General features: G+C 71.0%; 13 protein-coding genes. 3 read left to right on the forward strand and 10 right to left on the reverse strand.

Annotated elements, in window-relative coordinates; all coding sequences use genetic code 11:
* Window positions 1-73 precede the first annotated feature (73 nt).
* From EDF64_RS00360 to EDF64_RS00385, 6 genes are all read right to left on the reverse strand, one after another.
* Window positions 74-1,075 carry an endo-beta-N-acetylglucosaminidase H gene (locus EDF64_RS00360; RefSeq protein WP_208108791.1) on the reverse strand — a complete coding sequence of 334 codons (1,002 nt, stop codon included), beginning with the start codon at window positions 1,073-1,075 and terminating at the stop codon, window positions 74-76.
* A gap of 86 nt (window positions 1,076-1,161) precedes the next feature.
* Window positions 1,162-4,206: an alpha-mannosidase gene (locus EDF64_RS00365; protein WP_133518136.1), complete on the reverse strand. Its 3,045-nt coding sequence runs from the start codon at window positions 4,204-4,206 to the stop codon at window positions 1,162-1,164.
* A gap of 24 nt (window positions 4,207-4,230) precedes the next feature.
* Window positions 4,231-5,586 (reverse strand): glycoside hydrolase 5 family protein, encoded by a 1,356-nt coding sequence (locus EDF64_RS00370; protein WP_133518137.1) that lies wholly within the window; start codon window positions 5,584-5,586, stop codon window positions 4,231-4,233.
* On the reverse strand, window positions 5,586-6,542 hold the full coding sequence (locus EDF64_RS00375) for a carbohydrate ABC transporter permease (RefSeq protein ID WP_208108792.1): 957 nt from the start codon (window positions 6,540-6,542) through the stop codon (window positions 5,586-5,588). Before EDF64_RS00375 ends, EDF64_RS00370 begins: the two co-directional genes overlap by 1 nt.
* Complete coding sequence (locus tag EDF64_RS00380; RefSeq protein ID WP_133518138.1) at window positions 6,539-7,417, reverse strand: carbohydrate ABC transporter permease; 879 nt, start codon at window positions 7,415-7,417, stop codon at window positions 6,539-6,541. Before EDF64_RS00380 ends, EDF64_RS00375 begins: the two co-directional genes overlap by 4 nt.
* Window positions 7,418-7,453: 36 nt before the next feature.
* On the reverse strand, window positions 7,454-8,746 hold the full coding sequence (locus EDF64_RS00385) for an ABC transporter substrate-binding protein (protein WP_133518139.1): 1,293 nt from the start codon (window positions 8,744-8,746) through the stop codon (window positions 7,454-7,456).
* Window positions 8,747-8,895: 149 nt separating this feature from the next.
* Here EDF64_RS00385 and EDF64_RS00390 point away from each other — a divergent pair, with 149 nt between their 5' ends.
* The 3 genes from EDF64_RS00390 to EDF64_RS18035 all read left to right on the forward strand — a co-directional run bounded on the left by EDF64_RS00390 (window position 8,896) and on the right by EDF64_RS18035 (window position 10,609).
* Window positions 8,896-9,927, forward strand: a complete 1,032-nt coding sequence (locus tag EDF64_RS00390; protein WP_133518140.1) for a LacI family DNA-binding transcriptional regulator — start codon at window positions 8,896-8,898, stop codon at window positions 9,925-9,927.
* Window positions 9,928-10,030: 103 nt separating this feature from the next.
* Window positions 10,031-10,354 (forward strand): hypothetical protein, encoded by a 324-nt coding sequence (locus EDF64_RS00395; protein WP_133518141.1) that lies wholly within the window; start codon window positions 10,031-10,033, stop codon window positions 10,352-10,354.
* Window positions 10,355-10,456: 102 nt separating this feature from the next.
* The gene (locus EDF64_RS18035) at window positions 10,457-10,609 is read left to right on the forward strand and encodes a hypothetical protein (protein ID WP_166645545.1); all 153 of its coding nucleotides are present in this window, start codon (window positions 10,457-10,459) and stop codon (window positions 10,607-10,609) included.
* 33 nt (window positions 10,610-10,642) lie between these two features.
* On the opposite strand, the gene EDF64_RS00400 is transcribed toward EDF64_RS18035, so the two are convergent.
* From EDF64_RS00400 to EDF64_RS00415, 4 genes are all read right to left on the reverse strand, one after another.
* Entirely contained in the window at window positions 10,643-11,521 is an 879-nt protein-coding gene (locus EDF64_RS00400) for an EamA family transporter (protein WP_133518142.1), read from the reverse strand.
* Window positions 11,522-11,531: 10 nt separating this feature from the next.
* Window positions 11,532-12,194, reverse strand: a complete 663-nt coding sequence (locus tag EDF64_RS00405) for a response regulator transcription factor (RefSeq protein WP_071293723.1) — start codon at window positions 12,192-12,194, stop codon at window positions 11,532-11,534.
* Window positions 12,195-12,284: 90 nt separating this feature from the next.
* Window positions 12,285-13,838 (reverse strand): sensor histidine kinase, encoded by a 1,554-nt coding sequence (locus EDF64_RS00410; protein WP_133518143.1) that lies wholly within the window; start codon window positions 13,836-13,838, stop codon window positions 12,285-12,287.
* A gap of 121 nt (window positions 13,839-13,959) precedes the next feature.
* On the reverse strand, window positions 13,960-15,363 hold the full coding sequence (locus EDF64_RS00415; RefSeq protein ID WP_133518537.1) for a serine hydrolase domain-containing protein: 1,404 nt from the start codon (window positions 15,361-15,363) through the stop codon (window positions 13,960-13,962).
* Window positions 15,364-15,390: the final 27 nt, after the last annotated feature.

Genomic DNA, 15,390 nt, shown 5'->3' on the forward strand with positions numbered 1-15,390 from the left:
GGGACGGACGCGCCCCGCGCCTCCAGGCCTGGGCCAGGAGGCACGGGGCGCGAGCCGCCGCTGGGACGCGGCGTCAGCGGTACGACGCGGCCTGGCCGTACAGGACGTTCGTGAAGGACGAGACGTAGGCGGACTGGTCGCCTCCTGGCAGGTTGTACGTCATGAAGACGCCGTACCCGTCGGCCTTCGTGCGCTGGGCGAGCGAGACGGCCGTCGCCTGCGGGGTGTTCTGGATGTCGACCGCGGCCGCCGACAGCTTCGACTTCGGCAGCCCCGGGATCGTCGGCGCGGAGTAGGTGCCGTAGTACGGGTTCCAGGCGTAGTCGAGCTTCGAGCCGATGCTGCTGCTCGACGACGACAGCGCGGTGGACGCCGGGCCGATGTCGTAGAACGAGATCAGCTTGCCGGGCATGTCGGCACGGAGAGCGCTGATGAGCCACCCGATGGACTGCTGGTTCGGCTGCGGAGTGCCGTTCACGCCGTAGTCGGAGTACTCGTCGTCGAGGTCGACGCCGTCGAGTCCGTACTTCGACACCGTGGCCGAGACCTGGGCGGCGAAGTCGGCCGCGGCGGCCCGGGTCGAGAAGTTCGCGATCCCCGCACCCTGGTGGTTGCCGAGGACGGACAGCGAGACCTTGATGCCCTTGGCCTGCAGCGGCCGGATCTGGGTGGCCGCCTGGTCGAGGGTGCGCTGCACGTTCTCGTTGCTGGACAGGACCGCCTTGCCGTCCTGGTAGTCGATGTTCGCGGCGAAGATGATCGCCACGTCGAAGGCGTTCGCACCGTTCGCCAGCGTGTACCGGCCGACGTTCGCGAGTTCGTCGTTGTTGACCTCGACGTAGGCGATGCTCGTCGGACCGGACTTGGTGGGCGTCGCGTGCGGACCCCGGCCGTGGCCGTGGCCCGTGCCGTGGCCGTGGCCATTGCCCTGGCCGGCACCGTGCCCGGCCCCGTGGCCGACACCGTGGGCGGCACCGGCGGACGACGGCGCCGCCGACGCGGCCGCCGGCGCCATGGGCACCGCGACCATCGCGACGATCGCCGCAGCGATCCCGAACTTCGTGGACTTGTTCATGTCACTCCTCATCGAGTGGATGACCACGACCGCGGATGCAATCGTGCCGCCCGGGCCGGCTCACCCGAAGAGCCGGCCCGGGACGTTCATGCGCGCGGGTACCGGAACGTCCGCACCTCGTACGCGTCGACCGCGAACGAAGAGGCGTCGACCGCGGAAGCGTCGGCCAGCGGCTCCTCGAGCAGGGTGACCTCGATGCCGTGCCCGAAGCCACCGGACACCGCGATCCCACCGGGCCCGAAGCCACCGGACACCGCGATCCCACCGGTCCCCCGCCGCCCGACGGGCTCGTAGACGCGCACGACCAGGTCGCCGGAACGGTCGTCGGCGAGCTTGACGCTCGACAGGACGACGTCGCCGGAGACCCGCACGAGCGGCTCGAAGCCCTGCGCGCCGGTCACGGTCCGCGCGCTCGCGTTCATCACGACACCCGCTGCGGTCGCGCCGAGCTGGTCGGTGCCGATCACCATGCCGTAGCGGTGCGTCTGCACGCCCTGGTCGGTCTCGGGGTCGGGGAACCGCGGGGCACGCAGCAGCGACAGCCGCACGGTGGTGGTGACGTGCCCGTCGACGGAGTCGCGCGTGGTGTCGAACCCGTGGATCGAGTCGTTGACGAGGGCGACCCCGAAACCCGGCTCCGACACGAGCACGTAGCGGTGCATCGAGGTCTCGAACTTCGCGGCTTCCCACGAGGTGTTCGTGTGGGTCACGCGCTTCTGCGCCCCGAACTGCGTCTCGGCGACGGTGTGCTCCGCGCGGACGTCGAGCGGGAACGCGACCTTGAGGAACTTCTCGGTCTCGTGCCAGTCGGTGGTCTGGTCGAACTCCAGCGTGCGGGAGTCCGGCGCGAGCGTGATCTCCTGGCGGACGCTCGAGTCGCCGAACGCACGCTCGACGACCACGCGTGCGACGCCGGTCCGCTCGTCGAGGTCGGCGGTCACGCTGGAGGCGTCGACGAGGTCCTCGACGCGGTTCCGGTAGTACCGGTCGACGTCCCACGCGTCCCACATGTTCGGGAAGTCCTGGTGCAGCTGCAGCAGGTTCGCGACCTGGCCCGCCGCGACCGCGTCGCGCCCGGTGGTCAGGTCGACGGCGCTCGTCACGTGGCCGCGGCCGTCGACCACGACCCGGACGAGCGCGTTCGCCAGCACCCAGCTGCCGTCCTGCTCGGTGACGGTGACGGGGGTCGGCTCCGCCACGTCGGTCGCCAGGACCGCGCCCTGCGCGGGTGCGCCGGCCTGGAGGAACGGGGCCGGGTTCACGACGACCGTCGCGTCGCCTGCTCCGGCCAGTGCCGACAGCGCCGATTCGATCACCGCGGTGAGGCGCGCGGCCGTCTCGGCGTACTTCGCGACCGCTTCGCGGTGGACCCAGGCGATCGAGGTGCCCGGCAGGATGTCGTGGAACTGCTGCAGGAGCACCTGCTGCCAGAGCGCGTCGAGCTCGTCGTACGGGTAGGGGAAACCGGTCCGGGCCGCTGCGGTCGCCGCCCAGAGCTCGGCCTCGATGAGGAGCTGCTCGGTGCGGCGGTTGCCCTGCTTCGTGCCGTGCTGCGACGTCAGGGTGGCGCGGTGCAGCTCGAGGTAGAGCTCACCGACCCACACGGGCGGGTTCGGCAGCTCCGCCTTCGCACGGTCGAAGAAGACGTCGGGGTGTTCCCAGCGGACCTTCGCGCTGCCCTCGAGGTCGGCCAGGCGTGCGGCCGTCCCGGTCATCTCGCGCGTGGTCCCACCGCCGCCGTCGCCCCAGCCGACGGGTGCGATCGACCCGGTGGCGAGCCGGTTCTCGCGGAACTGCCGGGACGCCTTCGCGACCTCGGAGCCGCTGAGCCGCGAGTTGTACGTGTCCATCGAGGGGAAGTGCGAGAACACCCGCGACCCGTCGATGCCCTCCCAGAGGAACGTGTGGTGCGGGAACTTGTTGACCTGGTTCCACGAGATCTTCTGCGTGAAGAACCACTCGAAGCCGGCGCGGCGCATGAGCTGCGGCAGCGCCGGCGAGTACCCGAAGCTGTCCGGCAGCCAGACCCCCTTCGGCCGGATGCCGAACTCGCGCTCGAAGAACCGCTGGCCCTGCGAGAACTGGCGGACGATGCTCTCGCCGGTCGGCATCACGGTGTCGGACTCGACCCACATGCCGCCGATCGGCAGGAACCGTCCGGCCTCGACGGCGGCCGTGACGCGGGCGTAGACCTCGGGGCGGTGCTCCTTGATCCACGCGTACTGCTGCGCGCTCGACATCCCGTACAGGAAGTCGTCGGTCTGGTCGATGAGCTCGGTCATCGTGGACGTGGTGCGCGCCACCTTCCGGATCGTCTCGCGGACGGGCCAGAGCCAGGCGGAGTCGATGTGGGCGTGTCCGACGGCGGAGATCGTGTGCGCGGACGCCTCGGCGGGTGCGGCGAGGACATCGGCGAGCGCGGCGCGGGCGTCCGGCGCGGTCTCGGCGATGTGCTGCAGGTCGAGCCGGTCGAGCGCGTCGTCGAGGGCCTGCAGGATGCGCATCCGACGGGGGCCCTCGGGGAGCTCGGCCTGCAGTTCGAGCAGGACGTCGATGTCGAGGGCGAGCTCGTGGACCTCGGACTCGAACACGGCGAGGTCCATCCGCCTGCTCGTGTAGAGGCGCTTCGGCGAGGACGTCTCGATGTCGCCCTCCTGCGTGACGAGGAAGGGGTGGTAGTCGAGCAGGACGGGGTTCGACGCCGCCTCGACGAAGAGCTCCACGGTCTCGCCGCCCTCGGCCCGTTCGGTGACGAGCACCCACTGGTTCCGCGGGTTGATCGACTTCACCGGGGTGCCGTCGGCGAGGTACACGAGCCCCTCGCACTGGAAGCCCGGCATGTTCTTGTCGAAGCCGAGGTCGATGACGGCCTCGATGCGGCGGCCGGCCCAGGCGTCCGGCACGGTGCCGGTCAGCCGGAACCAGGTCGTCCCCCACGCGGCGCCCCACGTCGTGCCGACCTCGTACGGCGCGAAGTCGAGCTGCAGGCCCTCGGTCGGCGGGATCGGCTCCCCCGGCAGCTCGTGCCACGCGGTCGTGAGCGGTGTCGCCGTCGCGTGCACCGCGGGGGTGATCCGCTCGTCGAGGACCCGCCGTGCGCGGCCGGTGGTGAGGGGGATGTCGTCGTGCATGGTGCCTTCCGGGTCTGGGGAGGGTCAGGGCATGGTCGCGGGGTGCGCGACCGAGATCGGGGTGTGTGCGGTGTCGAGGTCGGCGGGGACGTCGACGCAGCGGGTGATGCCGCGCGCCGCGAGCGTGCCGGCGTCGGCGAGTCGGGAGCGGAGGACCACCTGCGGGCCGCGGCCGTCGGGCGCGGTCGAGGCGGCCTCGAGCCAGGCCGCGGCGAACCGGCCGCCCGGTGCGCAGTCCGCCCGGGCGCCGTGCCGGTCGGTGCCGTCGGGCAGCACGTCGTCGAGGACGATCGCAGTGGTCGGCGCGGCGCGGGTTCCGCATTCCCCGTCGCCCGCGCGGGCCATCGCGGCGAACGCCTCGCCAGCGGGCTTCAGCCGGCCGTCGTTCGTGAAGAGACCGAGGTCGTACTCGAGTTCCGGGAAGTCGGCGAGGGTCCGGGACACGTCGTGGGAACACCACCAGGTGACGCCGAGCACGTGCTGGGCGTCGAGGACGTGCCGGATCGTCTGCTCGGTGAACGAGGCGGCGTCGGCGGGCGCGATGACGTTCGTCGGGGCGCCGACCTCCTGCAGCCAGTTCGGCCGGGCCGGGTCGCGGTTCCAGGCCGCGGCGAGCTGGAGCAGGTACTCCCCGTGGCGGACCGATCCGGGTCCGAGCGCGCCGTGCAGCGCCGCCGAGCCGTTGAACACCCACGAGTGCGTGACCGTGGCGTCACCGTGGTCCGCCGCGTGCTCCGGTCCGAACGGCTGCGCGTCGTCGTACCAGGCGGCGTCGTACTGCGCGACGGTGACCAGGGGCAGTGGACGCGACGCGGTGCCGGGCGCGACCGGCGTGGCGGGGCCGAGCCGCGCCTCCAGGCCGGACCGTGCCGCGGCGACCATCGCCGCTGCCCACGCGTGTCCCTGCTCCGCCGTGATGGTGTGCGGGGTCGGGTGCGGCGCGTGCGCGAACTGGTTCACCTCGTTGCCGATGGTGATGCCGAGCAGGTTCGGCCGGTCGGCGACCGCCGCGGCGAGCGCCCGGACGTAGGCGGCGGTCGACGCGACCACGTCCGGGTCGGTGAACATGTTCCGCCGGTGCCAGCTCTCCAGCCAGGACGGCACGAAGTCGAAGCTCGACAGGTGCCCCTGCAGGGCGTCGACGTTGACGTCGAGCCCGAAGGAGCCGGCGATGTCGACCACGGTCGCGACGTCCGCCAGCGCCTGCTGCCGGATGAGCGTCCGGTTCGGCTGCACGACCGGCCAGAGCGGGAAGATCCGGACGTGGTCGGCGCCGAGCGACGCGATCGCCTCCATGTCGCGCGCGGTGTCCGACGGCGAGAAGTCGAGCCACGAGTGGAACCAGCCGACCGAGGGGGTGTGGTTGACGCCGAAGCGCATCAGCCCTTCACCCCACCCTCTTCGACGCCCTTGAAGAAGAACCGCTGCAGGACGGCGAAGATCACGGCGATCGGGATGAACGCGATCATGGTGCCGGCCGCGATCAGGCGCTGGTCGGTGCCGAACGTGCCGCGCAGGTACTCGAGCCCGACCGTCAGCGTCAGCTTGTCCGGGGACTGCAGGACGATGAGCGGCCAGAGGAAGTCGTCCCACGCGCCGATGAAGGCGAAGATCGCGATGACCGCGATGGTGCCCTGGACGGCGGGCAGCGAGATGTACCGGAGCCGCTGCCAGGCGTTCGCGCCGTCCATCACCGCGGCCTGGTCGATCTCCTCGGGGATCTGCCGGAACGCGTTGAACATGAGCAGGACGTTGAGCGCCGCGATCATGCCGGGCAGGGCGACGCCGACCAGGTTGTCGGCGAGGCCGAGGTCCTTCACGGTGACGAACTGCGAGATGATCGTCGCCTCGCCGGGCAGGACGAGCGTGGCGAGGAACAGGCCGAGGACGGCCTTCCGGAAGCGCCACTGCAGCCGGGCGAGGGCGAAGCCGGCGAAGGTCGCGAACACGATGTTCCCGATGACGTCGATCGCCGCGACGATGAGCGAGTTGCCGATGTACCCGAACACCGGGATCGCGTCACCCACCCGCAGGTAGTTGCCGATCGTCGGCTGCGACGGGATGAACGACGGGTTCGCCGTGTAGATGTCCTCGCCCGGACCCTTGAGCGACGTGGACAGCTGCCAGAGGAACGGCCCGATCGTGATGAACAGCACCACGATGAGCAGGACGTAGCGGATCGCCTTCTCGCGGGTGGACATGACGCCCCAGACGACGCGGCGCCGTCGCTTGGGCGGTGTGCCGCCGCCGGTCGCGCCGGTCACGTCGGGCGCGGGGACGGCCGCGCCCTGGGCGCCGCCGAGGACGGGTTCGGTGGTGCTCGTCGTGTTCGTCACTTGTCCGCCTTGCTGTTCATCCGGGCGAGGGCGAGCATCGGGATGAGCGTCACGGCGAAAAGCAGGAGGCTCAGCGCCGACGCGTACCCGAGGTTGCCGGTGAACCCGCGGGCGTACTGCTGGATGAGCATGACGAGGGAGTTGTCCTGCCCGCCGGGGCCGCCCGTCCCGTTCGTCAGGATGTAGAGCTCGCTGAACACCCGCAGGGCACTCACGCACACGAGGATGCCGACGAGGGTCAGGGTGCCGCGCACGCCGGGCATGGTGACCGACCAGAAGCGGCGGGCGGCCCCGGCACCGTCGAGCGCCGCGGCCTCGTGCAGCTCCTTGCCGACGTTCCCGAGCGCCGCCAGGAAGATGATCATGTAGTACCCGAGGCCCTTCCAGACCGTCAGGCTGATCGCGCTGAACAGCAGCAGCCACCGGTCGGTCAGGAACGGGATGCTGCCCTGCACGATGCCGAGCGACTGCACCATCTCGTTGATGACGCCGCGGTCGTCGAGGATCCAGTTCCAGATCAGCCCGACGACCACCGCGCTGGCGATGACCGGCGTGTAGTACGCCGTCCGGAAGAAGGCGATGCCGGGCAGCTTCTGCTGCACGAGCACGGCCATGAGGAGCGGGAGGACCGTCAGGAGCGGCAGGCAGACCGCCATGTAGATGACGCTGTTGAGAAGCGCCTCCCACACCTGCGGGTCGGCGAGCAGGGTCTGGAAGTTCTGCAGACCGACCCAGCGGCTGACCCCACCGAGCGGGCTGGCGTTGGTGAACGACAGCCGGACGGTGTTGATCGACGGCCAGAGACTGAACGCGACGAGCCAGACGAGTGCCGGCAGGACGAGCAGCCACGGGGTGAACCAGCGGTTGGCGCGCATGGCGATCCTCCCTCTCTCTCTTCTTCTCGGGGGTGATCAGCCGTTGGCGAGCAGGGTGTTCATCTTGGTCTGCGCCGTCTGCAGCGCCTTCTCGGGGCTGATGCCGCCCTTCATCGCCAGCGCGATCTGCTGGTCGAGGAAGTCCGTCATCGCCGAGTTGGCCTCGACCGGGTTGAGGTTCTTCGCCGTCTTCAGGGCGTCGTTCGCGAGCACGCGGGCCTTGGCCTCGACCGTGCCGTCGTCCTTCGAGAAGAACGGGTCGGACTGCGACGACGTGGTCGACGGGAAGATGTTCACCAGGTGCGCGAAGGCCTCCTGGTTCTTCGCGTTCGTCATGAACGACGCGAGTGCCTCGGCCGTGGCCAGGTGCTTGCTCTTCGCCGAGACGCTGAGGCCCTGCACGTAGAGCGGCGGGTTGTCGAGCGCCGGCGAGACGACGATGTTGCCCTTGAGCGACGGGTTGTTCTTCTCGAAGTCGCTGATCGCCGTGGCGCCACCGGTGGTCCAGGCGACCTTGCCCTGGGTGAACAGCGTGGAGTTGCCGAGGTAGTCGGTGTTGAGGACCGACGACGGCATGAGGCCGTCCTTGTACGCCTTGGCGTACTTGCTGATCAGGTCGGCGGCCTTCGACGAGTCGGCGAAGGTGAACTTCGTCCCCTTGTCGTTGATGATCTTCACGCCGGCGAGCGAGAAGTCGCTCAGCCCGGGCTTGCGGCTCATCAGGTAGTCGTCGGGGCACTTCTGGTGCATCGTCTCGGCCTGCGCGAACAGCGCGTCGGTGGTCTTCGGCGGGTTCGCCGGGTCGAGACCACACTTCGTGAACATCGACTTGTTCCAGTAGTCGATGTCGGTGTTGAGGTACCAGGGGTACCCGAAGGTGCCGTCGACGCCCTTGTAGTTGTAGGCCGCCAGGGCGCCCTTGACGTAGGTGCTCGAGAGCTTGCTGTCGTCCTTCGCGACGTCCTGCAGGAACCCGCGCTTGGCGAGGGGCAGGGCGATGTCCGGCGGCAGGTTGATGACGTCCGGCAGCGAGTTCGACGAGGCCTGGCTGAGCACCTTGTCCGCGTAGCCGTCACCGGGCTGGTCGACGAGCTTGACCTTCGCGTCCGGGTGCTGCTTCTCGAACGCCTTCACGACACCGTTGAGGTAGTCCGTGTAGGTCGGCGTGAGGGCCCAGGTCTGCAGCGTGATCGTGCCGCTGATCTCGCCGCCGCCGTTGCCGGCGCCGCTGCTGCCGCTCGAGCACCCGGTGAGGACGAGGGCGGTGGCTGCGGCTCCTGCGAGCAGCGCGATCGCGCGGCTCGTCGTCGTACGTGTGGTCGGTCTCATCGCGTCGGACTCCCTTGTGCTGACGATGTCTTCTGACGGGATGCGGTGCACGACTTCGGTGGTCGTGCACTGCTGAACCGGTTCAGTGGATCGCACCGAACCGGCTCGTGGCAGCGACTATGAACGACTAAAGCGCTATAGTCAACCCCGTGGCCACCAAGCGTCGAACGACGATCGCCGACATCGCCGCGCGTGCCGGCGTGTCCATCAGCGCCGTCTCGTTCGCGCTCAACGACCGACCAGGCGTGTCCGACGAGACCCGTCGCCGCGTCCGCGAGATCGCCCGCGATCTGGACTGGCAACCGCACACCGCGGCACGTGCTCTGGGCGGCGCTCGGGCCGGTTCGATCGGCTTCGTCCTGAACCGTCCTGCCCGGACCCTCGGCACCGAGTCGTTCTTCGGCGACCTCATCTCGGGCATCCAGCTCGGGCTCGCCGGCACCCACGTCGGCATGAACCTCCTCGTCGCCCGCGACGCCACCGAGGAACTCGAGACCTACCGCGACTGGTGGCGCGGACACCGGGTCGACGGCGTGATCGTGATCGACCCGCGGCGCGACGACGACCGGCTCGCGCTGCTCGCCGACCTCGGGATGCCGACCGTCGTCGTCGGGTCGCACCCCTCGCCCGAGGGCGCGGCACCGACCGTCTGGATCGACGACTCCGACGCCACCGACACCGTGCTGCGGTACCTGCACGCGCTCGGGCACCGGCGGATCGCGCACGTCGCCGGGCGTCCGGAGTTCGAGCACACCGCGATGCGGATCGACCGGGTGCGCGCGTTCGCCGCGGCCGAGGGCCTGGAGGGCGCCGTGTCCATCCCGACCGACTACTCCGCCGACGCCGGGGCGAGCGCCACCCGGACCCTGCTGTCGCAGAGCACACGCCCCACCGCCATCGTCTACGACAACGACGTGCTCGCGGTCGCCGGACTCGGCGTCGCGAGCGAGATGGGGGTCGCCGTGCCGGGGGACGTCTCCATCGTGTCGTTCGACGACTCCGCGATGATCCGGCTCGTCCGGCCGGCGATCACCTCGCTGACGCGTGACACCGTCGAGCTCGGGCAGCGGGCGGCGACGCTCCTGCGCGAGCAGATCGACGCGGGCTCGCCGCTGCCGTCGCGTCCGGGGCCGTCCCTGACGCTGAGCGTCCGGGAGTCCACGGCGCGCGCCCGAGCCTGAGTCACGCCAACCCACCCCTCCGACACGCCGATCCCCCACCGCCACCGCCCGGCCCCGGCGCGTCCGACTTGACGCCGATTCGAACACACGTTCGAATGTCCTCGTGGGACGGCGTCGCGAGAACCGGTGGCAGCCCCCGGAGCACCCGGAGGTCGAACGCCCGCGCGCCTACTCCCTGTCCGAGGACGCCCGCGGCCCCGACGCCTGCCACGCCGTCACCCCCGTGCCGGTGTGGGCCTGGATCCAGTTCCCGACCTTCCACGTCAGGGTGAAGGCCTTCGCGAAGAGCTGGACCCGCGACGCCGTCCTGGTCGAGTGGGCACAGTTCGGGCAACAGGCGAACGCCTGGGTGTGGCGGTCGGCCGTCAAGCACCGGACACTCCGGGCCGACATCGGCAAGCGCAGTCCGGAGAACGCATCGCATTGACTTCCCCCGGCATGACGAGGATCGTTTACGGAACACCGGTTCAGCAAGTAACTCGATGATCGAGGCATTCGGTCGGAGTGCTGGAACGGGAAGGAGGCACCAATGCAGAAGAACGAGGTGCCGTCCTGGGTCGCCCACGTGCTCACCCCACCAGAGGTCATCGCGGCCTACGTCGAACGACGGGTCAACGACCCGGCGCTCCTGACGGGTGAGCAGTCGGAACCCACGTACGCGGATTTCCTCCGCAGCGAGTAGACGGGTCTTCCTGGAGGCGCGGATCGCGTTCCGTCACGACGGAACCGGATCCGTGCCTCCCTTTCTCCCCCCGCGCGCACGTCGCGCGGACAGCGTCACGCCGACGCTCGCCGCGGTGACGCACGCGAGGGCGACGATCTCGAGCGCCGCGAGCCGTTCGTGCAGGATCGCCAGCCCGGCGAGGGCCGCGATCGCCGGCCCGAGGCTCTGCAGCACCCCGAACACCCGTGTCGGCATCCGCCGGAGCGCGAGCATCTCGAGCGCGTAGGGCAGCACGCTCGACAGCACGGCGACGGCACCGAACACGACGAGCAGCACCGGTTCGCGGACCACCCCGTCGACGGCGGACCGGAGCCCGAACGGCAGGGCGACGACCATCGCCACGAGCATCGACACCGCGAGTCCGTCGACCCCGGGGATCGCTGCGCCCACGTGCCGGTTCATCACGATGTAGCCGGCCCAGCACGCGGCGGCCAGCACGGCGAAGACGACCCCGCCGACGGCGGTGATCGCGGCCGGTCCGACGCCGAGCAGCACGACCCCGGCGAGTGCCAGCACGGCCCACGTGACGTCCCGCCAGCGCCGGGTGTGCACGAGCGAGAGGGCGAGCGGCCCGAGGAACTCGATCGTGACGGCGACCCCGATCGGGATGGTCGCGAACGCCACGTAGATGAAGACGTTCATGCCGCCGAGCGCCAGCCCGAGGCCGACCGCGCCGAGCCACTGCGCACGGGTCCAGTGCCGGACGCGGGGCCGCACCACGAGGGCGAGGACGACGGCGCCGATCACGAGCCGGAGCGTGGCGGCACCGACCGACCCGACGTCGTCGAAGCGGGTCTTGGCGATCGCGGCACCGAGCTGCACGGACACCATCGCGGCGAGCGCGAGGAGCGGCGCGGGGACGCGGTTCACCGGTTCGCCGTCACCCGAGGTACGCGAGCACGGCGAGGACGCGGCGGTGGTCTTCGCCGGTGTCCTCGAGCGCGAGCTTGCCGAAGATGCTCGACACGTGCTTCTCGACCGCGCCGGTGCCGATGACGAGCGCGCGGGCGATGGCCGCGTTCGTGCGGCCCTCGGCCATCAGCCCGAGGACCTCGCGCTCCCGCGGGGTGAGCGCCTCGAGCGGGTTGCGGCGGCGGCTCATGAGCTGCGTGACGACCTCGGGGTCGAGCACGGTGCCACCGGCGGCGATGCGGCGGACGGCGTCGTCGATCTCCTCGAGGCGGGTGACGCGGTCCTTCAGCAGGTAGCCGATGCCGGTTGCGCCGGCGGCGAGGACGTCCTCGGCGTAGGTGGCCTCGACGTACTGGGACAGCAGGAGGACCCCGGTGCGGGGCGCCAGGCGGCGGGTCTCGACGGCGGCGCGGACGCCCTCGTCGGTGAAGGTCGGCGGCATCCGGACGTCCATCACGACGACGTCGGGGGCGTGCTCGGGCAGCGTGCGGAGGAACGAGACGGCGTCGGCGTACTGCCCGACGACGTCGATGCCGGCCTCGTCGAGGACCCGTGAGAGCCCCTCGCGCAGCAGGACGGCATCGTCGACGACGACGGCCCGGATGCGTGCTGCATCCGGGCCGTCGCTCATGCCGACCAGCCTAGTGGGAGCGGTGCCGCTCCCGCGGAGCGGTGCCGCTCCCGCGGGGTCACACCCGGGACCGGTGCCGCTCCCGCGGGGTCACACCCGCGCCACGGGCACCCCGTTGAGGGCACCGAGCGGGATCCGTGCGGTGGCCTCGGTGGGGCCGCCCTCGGGGCTCGAGACGGTGAGCTCGCCGTCGAGGGCACGCATCCGCCCCATCAGCCCCTCGATGCCGTGCCCCTCCTGCGGGCGGGCACCGCCGCGGCCGTCGTCGGTGACACTCACGGTCAGGTACCAGAGGCCCGAGGCGTCGACCACGAGCCCGAGGTAGACACCGGCCGTCGAGGCGCCGGCGTGCTTCGTGGTGTTCGTCAGCAGCTCGCTGACGGTGAAGTACACGTTCCGCTGGATCTCGGTGGCCAGCTCGAGCCCCTCGGGCAGGCGGACGTCGAGGCCGACGGGGATCGGGGTCCGGGCGACCAGGGCTTCGAGTGCGGCGACGAGCCCGCGGTCGAGCAGGATCGGCGGCGCGAACCCGCGGGACAGGGCGCGCAGTTCGTCGAGGGCGTCCTTCGCGTGCTCGGAGGCCTCGCCGATCAGCTGCTTCGCCTTCTCGGGGTCCTTGTCGAAGGCGCGCTCGGCGGCGGACAGGTCCATCCGGAGCCGGACGAGCCGCTGCTGCGGGCCGTCGTGCAGGTCGCGCTCGATCTGGCGGAGCGCCTGCCCCTCGGCGGTGACGGCACCGGCACGGGAGGCCTGGAGCCCGGCGACGCGCTGCTCGAGCTGCTCCGCACGGAAGCCACCGAGCAGGCCGAAGTCGATCCAGTAGTGCGCCAGGACGGACCCGCGGGCCCAGAGCGGGAAGAGGACGACCGAGGCGGCCATCGAGAGCAGCCCGAGCGCGCCGAACCCGACGACGGACGTCATGTCCCACCCGAAGTACTGGGCGCTCATGCCGTTCACGAACGCGACCCCGGCGAGCGCGACGGGCCACAGGAACCCGGCGAGCAGGACTGCTCCGGCACCCACGGTGAAGAGCGCGGCGAGCGGGTACACGACGGCCGCGTGCAGCAGGTACAGCCAGTAGTGCGGGTTCGCGACCGCGGAGCCGGTGCGGGTCCACCAGTTCTGCTGCCAGCGCGGCGTCCAGTCGACCGGGCGGATCGGACGCGCGTCGGCCCACCCGATGCGGAGCTTCTCGAACTGGCCGAGCCATCGTGCGACGAACAGCGCGATGAAGAACATCAGCAGCACGAACGGGTTGAAGAGGTCGCGGAAGCCGCCGCCGAAGATCGCCGCGGGGAAGGCGGCGTACAGCGTGCAGAGCAGGACCGCCGTGAGTGCCATGTACCCGAAGTCGCGGGGCAGCCGGCGCCAGGCGTCACGGTAGAACGCGCCGGCGGTCATCCCGGACCCCGAGCCGGAACCCGTGCCGGGGGCGGTGCCGACACCCGCACGGAGACCAGCGCCGGCGCCCGCGCCGGTGCCCGAGACGGGCCCGGTCGGCGGCGGCGTCGACGACCACGAGGACGGGGTCGGCTCCGTCGGTGCGGCGTTCGGCTGCGTGGGCATCGGTTCGGTGGCTCCTGGTGGCACGGAGTCGTTCAGCGGGACGGTCTCGGCCTGGTCGAGGCGGGCGGTGTCGGTCATGACACCAAGCCTCGCGATCACGGGCTCGTTCCCCCATCCTGCCCCCTCCCGGACCCGTGGTGGGGTTATCCCCCGCTCCGGCGTTACCGGCCGAGCGGCCCCGCCGCGGTCGTCGTGTCGGTCAGGCGAGTCCGGCTGCGACCTCGGGCGTCTCCTCCGGGATCGCCCAGCGCTCCGACGACATGCCCCCGCCGCCGCGGATGGACAGCACGGTGCCGTCGGCGTCGCGCTCGTACGTGATGTCCTCGCCGATCGAGCCGAAGCGACTGCCGTGGGTCATCCGCAGCGTGTCCGCGTCGACGACCTCGAGCCGGGTCGGGCTCTCGAGCGGCGTCGGCGACGACGGGTCGACCTCGAGCAACCGGTCGCCGAGGCGGGCGATGTCGCTGACACCCCAGGGGTTCGCGAACCGCCCGGTGAACGTGCTCGTGTCGACGCCGTCCGGCACCGGGGTCCCGGGGGCATCGGTGTCCGCCGCGGCGTCGAGCAGGGTGATGATCGCGGTGGCGATGAGCGTGGCGGGTCCGGCTGCGGCGCTCGTCAGCACGGAGACGACCAGGCCGGACGCCGGGTCGAACACCGATTGGGTGATGTGCCCCGGGAACCCGCCGGAGTGGCCGCGGACGTCGCGTCCGCCGATCCGGTCGACGATGAACCCGGCACCGTACCCGCGGTCGGCCGGGTCCTCGGTGGCGCTCCAGGCCTTCCGCTGCGCCAGGCGCTTCGAGTGGTCGTCGAGCAGGGTCCCCTGCCCGATGACGTGCTGCGAGAAGTACCGCACCAGGTCGGACGCGGTGCCGTGGAAGCCGGTCGCCGCGGCCATCGCCCGGGTGTCGACGTGGTCGATCCGGCGACGCCGGCGGTCGGTGTGGAAGCCGGTGTACCCGACCACGAAGTCGTCGGCGCGGTCCGGGTCCCAGTCGGGCCCGGTGTTCCGCAAGCCGAGCGGTTCCGTGATCGACTCGCGGACGTACGCGTTGTACGACTTGCCGGACACCCGGGCGATCACGAGCCCGAGCAGCGAGTAGCCGAGGTTCGAGTAGTTGAACGACGACCCGGCGGGCACCTTCTGGCCGCGGTCGAGCACGAGCGCGAGGAGTTCCTGCTCGTCCGGGAAGGGCCGGAGCAGCGACCAGTAGTCCCCGTCGTGGCCGTCGCGGATGACACCGGCGCCCATCTCCATGAGCTCCCGGATCGTGGCGTCCGCGAGCGGCGACCCGCCGTCGACGAGCGCCGGGACGTACGTGCCGACGGTGTCGTCGAGCCGGAGCGACCCGCGTTCGGCGAGCTGCAGGAGCGCCGTCGCGGTGAAGGTCTTCGAGTGCGACGCGATGCGGAACAGGTCCGTCGTGGTGAGGCGACGGCCGGCTTCGACGTCGGCGTAGCCCCAGGCCTCGTCGAGGAGCACCTCGCCCCGGTACCCGATCGCGACCTGCACCCCGGGTACCCGGAGCTGCCAGACCTTGTACGACACCCAGTCCCGGATGTACGGCAGGGCGGTCTCGTAGGCGGCGCGGTTCGACATGCCGACCAGACTTCCATGTGCCACGCT

This window comes from Curtobacterium flaccumfaciens, from assembly GCF_004361695.1.
In the GTDB taxonomy this organism is placed as follows: Bacteria; Actinomycetota; Actinomycetes; order Actinomycetales; family Microbacteriaceae; genus Curtobacterium; species Curtobacterium flaccumfaciens_B.